The organism is Blastococcus saxobsidens, from assembly GCF_010682065.1.
GTDB classification, from domain to species: domain Bacteria; phylum Actinomycetota; class Actinomycetes; order Mycobacteriales; family Geodermatophilaceae; genus Blastococcus; species Blastococcus saxobsidens_B.
Genome location: NZ_JAAGWG010000027.1, coordinates 65,321 through 73,561, shown reverse-complemented (window position 1 = coordinate 73,561; position 8,241 = coordinate 65,321). Strand labels below are relative to the sequence as shown.

The following is an 8,241-nucleotide window of genomic DNA, read 5'->3' as shown; positions in this document are numbered from 1 at the left end:
GGGGGCCGGAGGCGATGACACCGCGGTCCTCCGGAGTGGGGGCCGGAGGCGATGACACCGCGGTCCTCCGGACCGCACCGCGACCAGGTGCCGTCCCGGCCCGCGCTGAGCCCTGCGTCGTGCCTGCGCGGAGGCCTCCGGCCCCCACTCGGCACGACAGGTAGCGTCGCGGGGTGCCTGCACCGCTGAACGCCGAGAACGTCCGCCGCGCCCCCAAGGTCCTCCTGCACGACCACCTGGACGGCGGTCTGCGACCGCAGACGGTGATCGAGCTGGCCGACGCAGTCGGCTACCGGCAGCTGCCGGCCACCGAGGCCGCGGCACTCGGCCGCTGGTTCCGCGAGGCCGCCGACTCCGGCTCGCTGGTGCAGTACCTGGAGACCTTCGCCCACACGGTCGGGGTCATGCAGACCCCGGAGGCCGTGCAGCGGGTGGCCCGCGAGTGCGCGCTGGACCTGGCCGCCGACGGCGTCGTGCACGCCGAGGTGCGGATGGCGCCCGAGCTGCTGGCTCCCGGTATGCCGCTGGAGGCGGCCGTCGAGGCGATGCTCGACGGCTACGCGCAGGGCAGCCGGGAGGCGGCGGAGGCGGGCACCCCGATCAGCGTCGGCACGCTGCTGTGCGCCATGCGGCAGGCCGACCGCTGGGAGGAGGTCGCAGAGCTCGTGGTCCGTTACCGGGACGCCGGCGTCGTCGGCTTCGACCTGGCCGGCCCCGAGGACGGCTTCCCGCCGGACCGCATCCCGGCCGCGCTGGCGCTGCTGGACCGGGCCGGCGCGCACCGCACCGTGCACGCCGGCGAGGCGGCTGGCATCGACTCGATCCGGGCCGCCCTCGACGGCGCGCGGGCCGAGCGGCTGGGTCACGGCATCCGCATCGCCGACGAGGTGGCCGGGGACGGCACCCTCGGCCCGGTGGCGCAGCGGGTCCACGACGAGCAGGTGACGCTGGAGGTGGCGCCGTCGTCGAACGTGCAGACCGGCGCCTACCCGTCGCTGGCGGCGCACCCGGTGGACCGGCTGCACCGGCTCGGCTTCGCCGTCACCCTCAACACCGACAACCGGCTGATGAGCGGGGTGTCGGTCACCAGCGAGTTCACCGACGTGGCGACGACGTTCGGCTGGAGCTGGGACGACCTGCGCACGGTCACCGAGCGCGCGCTGACCGGCGCGTTCCTGTCCGACACCGAGCGGCGGCGGCTGCTCGACGAGGTCGTCCGGCCGGGGTACGCCGCCCTGCAGGCCTGACGCGGGGTGATGGTGCCCACCCCGCCTGGGGAATCGATTCGCGATCTTCGCTGCTAGCCTGGGTGTACCGGCACAAGGCCGGTCATCCTCCCGGACGGTTTGTCCGGGCATGAGCGCATCCGTGCAGATCCCGCGTTCCACACCTGGGCGCAAGCGATCGCCACTAGGAACGCGGCGCACCGCCGTGACTTCCTTTTCCACGGGACGCGCTCCGAGCAGTATCGGAGCCCCACCCCGCATGACGTTGGTCAACCCTGTCTCGTTCGAGTCGAACGAGGTCGAGAACACCACTGAGAACACTTCCACCGAGAACGTCGTCGAGGCCCCGACCGGCCCGACGTTCGGACAGCTGGGCCTGCCCCAGCAGCTCGTGACCGCACTCGAGCGGCGCGGCATCCACCGCCCGTTCGCCATCCAGACCTCGGCGCTCCCCGATGCCCTCGCGGGCCGGGACGTGCTCGGCAAGGCCGCCACGGGTTCGGGCAAGACGCTGGCCTTCGGCCTGCCCCTGCTCGCCCGCGTCGGTGCCGAGGTCAAGAACGGCCGCCGGGCCCCGCGCGGTCTGGTCCTCGTGCCGACCCGCGAACTGGCCCAGCAGGTCTACGACAACCTGGCCCCCCTCGGCCAGGCGACCGGCGTCGTCCTGGCGACGGTCTACGGCGGTGCCCCGATGTACCGCCAGATCCAGCAGCTCCGTCGCGGCGTGGACGTCGTCATCGCCACCCCGGGCCGGCTGCAGGACCTGATCAGCCAGGGTGAGTGCACGCTGGCCGAGGTCGTCGTCACCGTGCTGGACGAGGCCGACTTCATGGCCGACCTGGGCTTCCTCCCGGTCGTCAAGGAGCTGCTCGACCAGACCGACCGCAACGCCCAGCGGCTGCTGTTCTCGGCCACCCTGGACGGCGAGGTCGACTCCCTGGTCCGCCGGTACCTCAAGGACCCGGCCCGGCACGAGGTCAAGCGGGCCGGCGACGACGCCCCGCCGGCCGAGCACCTGGCCTTCACGCTGGCCTTCCGCGACAAGCTGCAGGTGGCCACCGAGCTGGCCTCCCGCCCGGGCCGGACGATCATCTTCGCCCGCACCCAGCTGGGCGTGGACCGGCTGGCCGAGAACCTGAAGGCCTCCGGGATCAAGGCCGAGGCCATCCACGGCGGGCTGCCCCAGTCGGCGCGCAAGCGTGCGCTGGAGGAGTTCACCGACGCCCGTTCGCCGGTGCTGGTCGCCACCGACGTCGCCGCTCGCGGCATCCACGTCGACGACGTCTCCCTGGTCCTGCACTACGACCCGCCGGCAGACGCCAAGACCTACCTGCACCGTTCGGGCCGCACGGCCCGCGCCGGTGCCGCCGGTGTGGTCGTCTCGCTGCTGCTCCCGGACCAGGTCGGGCAGGCCAAGCGCCGGTTCCGCACGGCCAAGGTCGACCCGCCCCTGGACCGCACCCGGCCCGGCGACAAGCCGATCCTGGACCTGGTCGCCGCCGGCATCCCGGTGGAGCCCAAGGAGCGCACCCAGCGCGACATGCGCCGCGGTGGCGGTGGCCCCGGTGGCCGCCCGCGTCGCGACGGTGACCGCCCCGGCGGTCCGCGCCGGTCCTACGGCGACCGCAACCGCCCAGCCGGCGAGCGGTCCGGCCGGCCCGGCGGCGAGCGCCGGTTCTCCGGCGAGCGCTCGTCCCGGCCCCCGCGCCAGGGCTGACCTCCCGCACCACGCAGACGGCGGCCCGTCCCGGAATCCCCGGGGCGGGCCGCCGTCGTCGTCTTCTCTCGCGGCTCAGCCGCGGAACACCAGGGCGCCGTTCACCGCGGCCACGACCTGGTCCCACGCCGGCCGCAGCTGGGCGGCGTCGGCGGCGGTGAGGGTGGCGTCGGGCTCGCGCTCGGCGCGGGCCACCGCCCGGCCCAGGGGAGCGGAGGGCTGCATGAGCTCCTCCACGCGGGTCAGGCCCGCGTACTCGGCGAGGTCGCGCACGCCCTCCACCGGCTGGGCCAGCGTGCCGTAGGTGACCAGGCCGGCGGCTCCGTCGGCAACCTGCGCGAGCACCTCGGAGACCTCGGTGAGGTCGTAGCGGTCCTGCTCGCCCGGCAGCGGCACGGTGTCGGTGTCGGCGACCTCCGGCCAGGACGCGATCTCGCTGAGGTCGTGCCGCTCGGTCCCGGCGCAGAACCGCGCGAGGTCGGCCGGGGTGTCGAAGAGGAACACCTCGCCCTCCCGGCCCAGGAACCGGGCGACGTCGTCGACGTAGCAGCGCAGGGTCACTCCGGCGCCCTCGGGGACGACGACCTCCACCGGCAGGATGCCGACGCCCTCCCAGAACTGCGCGGCGGCGGCCACGGCGGCGGGGGAGGCCGACACCCGGCTGCCGCGGGCGATCTCGCTGACGCCCGCCGAGGCGGCGGTGGCGCCGGCCGGCCGGACCTGCGTCCCGGTGTCGTCGTCCTCGTCGTCGAGCGGCTCGTCGTCGACCGTCTCCGACGCCGAGGGGTACTCCTCGAGGGTGGCGGTGCCGCCGCCGGTCCAGTCGAAGTGCTCGGACAGCTCCTCGACGACGTCCTCCCAGAGGTCGTCCAGGACGCTGCCGACGCCGATCCAGGCGTCCTCGCCGGAGCGGCCGGCGAAGGCCTCCACGCCCAGGCCCAGCGAGCCGATCTCCGGCTTGGCGGCGAGCTCGGCGGTGGCCTCGAACTGCTCCTCGTCGTCGTCCTCGTCCGTGGTGTCCAGGCACTCGGCGAGGCGGCTGACGATGTCGACGGTCGCGGCGAGCTCCTCGACGGCCCAGCGGTCGGGGTCCTCCGCGGCGATGTCGTAGACGCCGTCGAGGTCGAACCGGTGGTCCTCGTCCGGGGTCAGGTCCGCGGCACCCAGCCCGGAGACGACGGGCCACACCGGGTGGTCGGCGAGGTCGTGGTCGGTGCTGGTCCGGCAGAACGCGGCGAGCTTCGCCGGCGTCGGGAAGAGGTGGACCATGGCACGCCCGCCCACCCCGTCACCCTCGGTCGTGCCGAGGAATGCCTGCCACTCCTCGCCGTCCTCCTCCCAGGGCGGAGCCCACAGGGTGTACCCCGTGCGGTCGTCGAGAGTGAGGGCGATCGGGACGATGCTCGGCCTGGCCACCCGCCCATCCTGCCCTGTCGCCGTGGCCGCGCATCCCGGGGTCGGAACGGGACCCGGCCCCGGGATGCGGGAACGGGCCGGTTCCGGGACGTCAGAGGTTGATCATGTGGCCGGCGAGGCCGTGGATGGCCTCCTGCAGGCCCTCGCTGAGCGTCGGGTGGGCGTGCACGTTGCGGGCCAGCTCGGTGGCCGTGAGGTCCCACTTCTGCGCCAGCGTGAGCTCGGGCAGCAGCTCGGTGACCTCGGGGCCGACCAGGTGCCCGCCGAGCAGCTCGCCGTAGGTCTCGTCGGCGATCAGCTTGACGAAGCCGTTCGGCTCGGCGAGCCCGTGGGCCTTGCCGTTGGCGGTGAAGGGGAACTGGGAGACCTTGACCTTCCAGCCCTTCTCCTCGGCCAGCTCGCGGGCCTGCTTCTCGGTGTAGCCGAAGCTGGCCACCTGCGGGGAGCAGAAGGTGGCCCGCGGCATCATCACGTAGTCCAGCTCCATGGTCTCCGCGCCGGCGATGGTCTCGGCGGCGACGACGCCCTGGGCCTCGGCGACGTGGGCGAGCATGAGCTTCGCGGTGACGTCGCCGATCGCGTAGACGTGCGGGACGTTGGTGCGCATCCGGTCGTCGATCGCGATCGCGCCGCGGTCGGTGAGCTCGACACCCAGCTTGTCCAGGCCGTAGCCCTCGGTCCGCGGGACGAAGCCGATCGCCTGCATGACCTTGTCCGTCTTCAGCTCTCGCGTGCCCTTGGCGTCGGAGACGGTGACGGTGACCTGGTCGCCCGAGTCGTCGATCTTCTCGACCTTGGTGGAGGTGAGGACGTCGACGCCGAGCTTGCGGTAGGCCTTGGCCAGCTCCTTGGAGACGGCCTCGTCCTCCAGCGGCAGCACGCGGTCGGCGAACTCGACGATGGTCACCTCGACGCCGAAGTTGCGGAGTACGAAGGCGAACTCGACGCCGATCGCGCCGGCGCCGGCGATGACGATGCTCTTCGGCAGCTCACGGGTGAGGATCTGCTCCTCGTAGGTGACCACGCGCTCGGAGAGCTCGGTGCCGGGCAGCAGCCGGGTCTTGGCACCCGGGGCGAGGATCACGGCGTCGAAGGTGACGGTCTCCTCGCCACCGCCGCTGAGGCTGACCTGCAGGGTGTGCGGGTCGGTGAAGGTGCCCCAGCCGTCGAACTCGGTGATCTTGTTCTTCTTCATCAGGAAGTGCACGCCCTTGACCCGGCCGTCGGCGACCGACCGGCTGCGGTCGAACGCGGCGCCGAAGTCGAAGGAGACCTCACCGGAGATGCCGAAGGTCTTCGCCTCGTCGCGCACCAGGTGGGCGAGCTCGGCGTTGCGCAGCAGGGCCTTGGAGGGGATGCAGCCCACGTTGAGGCAGACCCCGCCCCAGTACTTGGACTCCACCACGGCCACGCTCTTGCCGAGCTGGGCGGCGCGGATGGCGGCGACGTACCCACCGGGGCCGGCACCGAGGACGACGACGTCGAAATGAGGCACGGATCGAGGGTAGTGCGACACCGGCCGGTGCCCCCGAGGAGGCACCGGCCGGTTCACGTGCCGTCGTTCACACCCCCATGGGGTGCCACACCGTCTTCGTCTCCAGGAAGGGAGTCATCCGGGTGAGGCCCGGGTCGGCGGTCCAGTCCGGCTCGGTGGCCGGCGGGCGGACGACCCGCTTGATGGTGCCGGCGGCCTCCCGCTCGAACTCCATCGCCCGGCCCGCCGGGGCGCCGGTGAGGTCGATGCCGTCGACGTCGGCGTGCTCGGCCAGCCACGGCCCCAGCTCCTCGGCGTTCCCGGTCAGCAGGTTGACCACACCACCGGGCACGTCGCTGGTGGCGAGCACCTCGGCCAGGGTGACGGCCGGGATGGGTCGCTCCCGGGAGGTGACGACGACAGCGGTGTTGCCGGTGGCGAGCACCGGCGCCAGCACGCTGACCAGCCCGAGCAGCGAGGACTGCTGAGGGGCCAGGACGGCGACGACGCCGCTGGGCTCGGGCGTGGAGAAGTCGAAGTAGGGCCCGGCGACCGGGTTGGACCCGCCCAGCACGGCGGCCAGCTTGTCGGTCCAGCCGGCGTACCAGACCCAGCGGTCGATGGCGGCGTCCACGGCGGCCCGCGCCTTCGACGTCGACAAGCCCTCCGCGTGGGCCACCTCGTCGCAGAACTGGACGTGCCGGCCCTCCATGACCTCGGCCACGCGGTAGAGCACCTGGCCGCGGTTGTAGGCGGTGGCGCCCGACCACTTCGCGAAGGCTCCACGGGCCGCGACGACGGCGTCCCGGGCGTCCTTGCGGCTGGCCCACGCGACGTTGCCGCGGAAGTGGCCCTTGGCGTCGGTCACCTCGTAGGTGCGACCGCTCTCCGAACGGGGGAAGGCGCCGTTCAGGTAGAGCTTGTAGGTCTTGCGCACGGCGAGCCGGTCGTTGCCGATCACTTGCTGTCAGCTCCCGTCAGGTACGCGGCCAGGCCGTGCCGGCCGCCCTCGCGGCCGTAGCCGGACTGCTTGTAGCCGCCGAAGGGCGACGTCGGGTCGAACTTGTTGAAGGTGTTGGCCCACACGACGCCGGCGCGCAGCTGGTTGGCGATCTGCAGGATGCGCGAGCCCTTCTCGCTCCAGATGCCGGCCGACAGGCCGTAGGTCGTGTTGTTCGCCTTGGCCACCGCCTCGTCGGGCGTGCGGAAGGTGAGCACGCTCAGCACCGGCCCGAAGACCTCGTCGCGGGCGATGCGGTGGGCGGGGGAGACGTCGGTGAAGACCGTCGGCGGGAACCAGTAGCCCTTGGCCGGCAGCTCGCAGGCCGGCTGCCAGCGCTGCGCGCCCTCGGCCTCGCCGATGTCGGACAGCTCGCGGATGCGCGCCAGCTGTTCCGCGGAGTTGATCGCGCCGACGTCGGTGTTCTTGTCCAGCGGGTCGCCGACGCGCAGGGTGCCGATCCGGCGCTGGAGGCTGGCGATGACCTCGTCGTGGATCGACTCCTGCACCAGCAGCCGGGAGCCCGCGCAGCAGACGTGCCCCTGGTTGAAGAAGATGCCCTGCACGATGCCCTCGACGGCCTGGTCGATCGGGGCGTCGTCGAAGACGATGTTCGCCGCCTTGCCGCCGAGCTCGAGGGTCAGCTTCTTGCTGGTGCCCGCCACGGCGCGGGCGATCGACTTCCCGACCTCGGTGGAGCCGGTGAAGGCCACCTTGTCCACGTCGCCGTGCTCGACGACGGCCCGGCCGGTGTCGCCGGCGCCGGTGACGATGTTGACCACACCGGCGGGCAGGTCCGCCTGCTGGCAGACCTCGGCGAACAGCAGCGCGGTGAGCGGGGTGGTCTCGGCCGGCTTGAGGACGACGGTGTTGCCGGCCGCCAGCGCCGGGGCCACCTTCCACGCCAGCATCAGCAGCGGGAAGTTCCACGGGATGACCTGGCCGGCCACGCCCAGCGGCCGCGGGGCGGTGCCCAGGCCGACGTGCTCGAGCTTGTCGGCCCAGCCGGCGTAGTAGAAGAAGTGGGCCGCGGCCAGCGGGACGTCGACGTCGCGCGACTCGCGGATCGGCTTGCCGTTGTCCAGCGACTCCAGGACGGCGAACTCACGGGCCCGCTCCTGCAGCAGCCGGGCGATGCGGAAGAGGTACTTGCCGCGGTCGGCCGGGCGCATGGGGCCCCAGACACGGGTGAACGCGCGGCGGGCGGCGGCCACGGCGCGGTCGACGTCGGCGTCGCTGGCGGCGGAGACCTCGCTGAGCACCTCCTCGGTGGCCGGGTTGACCGTCGTGAAGGACTCGCCGGTGCCGTCGACGAACGCGCCGTCGATGAACAGGCCGTAGGAGGGGGCGATGGTCACGATGGACCGCGACTCGGGGGCGGGGGCGTACTCGAACACGCTGCTCATCT

Annotated in this window: 6 protein-coding genes; 2 read left to right on the top strand and 4 right to left on the bottom strand. The window is 72.9% G+C overall.

The window, feature by feature from the left end:
• The first annotated feature begins 173 nt into the window (after window positions 1-173).
• Complete coding sequence (locus GCU60_RS16315) at window positions 174-1,247, top strand: adenosine deaminase (RefSeq protein WP_163207146.1); 1,074 nt, start codon at window positions 174-176, stop codon at window positions 1,245-1,247.
• 238 nt (window positions 1,248-1,485) lie between these two features.
• Window positions 1,486-2,943: a DEAD/DEAH box helicase gene (locus GCU60_RS16310; protein ID WP_163207144.1), complete on the top strand. Its 1,458-nt coding sequence runs from the start codon at window positions 1,486-1,488 to the stop codon at window positions 2,941-2,943.
• A gap of 75 nt (window positions 2,944-3,018) precedes the next feature.
• Here the strand turns inward: GCU60_RS16310 and GCU60_RS16305 are convergent, their stop codons facing one another.
• The 4 genes from GCU60_RS16305 to GCU60_RS16290 all read right to left on the bottom strand — a co-directional run bounded on the left by GCU60_RS16305 (window position 3,019) and on the right by GCU60_RS16290 (window position 8,239).
• On the bottom strand, window positions 3,019-4,359 hold the full coding sequence (locus GCU60_RS16305; protein WP_163207142.1) for a hypothetical protein: 1,341 nt from the start codon (window positions 4,357-4,359) through the stop codon (window positions 3,019-3,021).
• A 91-nt stretch (window positions 4,360-4,450) separates the two neighbouring features.
• Window positions 4,451-5,854 (bottom strand): dihydrolipoyl dehydrogenase, encoded by a 1,404-nt coding sequence (lpdA, locus tag GCU60_RS16300; protein ID WP_163207140.1) that lies wholly within the window; start codon window positions 5,852-5,854, stop codon window positions 4,451-4,453.
• Between the two features lie 67 nt (window positions 5,855-5,921).
• Window positions 5,922-6,794: an aldehyde dehydrogenase family protein gene (locus GCU60_RS16295; protein ID WP_345770645.1), complete on the bottom strand. Its 873-nt coding sequence runs from the start codon at window positions 6,792-6,794 to the stop codon at window positions 5,922-5,924.
• Window positions 6,791-8,239 carry an aldehyde dehydrogenase family protein gene (locus GCU60_RS16290; RefSeq protein WP_204262167.1) on the bottom strand — a complete coding sequence of 483 codons (1,449 nt, stop codon included), beginning with the start codon at window positions 8,237-8,239 and terminating at the stop codon, window positions 6,791-6,793. Before GCU60_RS16290 ends, GCU60_RS16295 begins: the two co-directional genes overlap by 4 nt.
• Window positions 8,240-8,241 lie beyond the last annotated feature (2 nt).

Excerpts from the sequence above, each read along its gene's own strand:
- GCU60_RS16310 (WP_163207144.1), top strand. The coding sequence starts at position 1,486 with ATGACGTTGGTCAACCCTGTCTCGTTCGAGTCGAACGAGGTCGAGAAC.
- GCU60_RS16290 (WP_204262167.1), bottom strand. The coding sequence starts at position 8,239 with ATGAGCAGCGTGTTCGAGTACGCCCCCGCCCCCGAGTCGCGGTCCATC.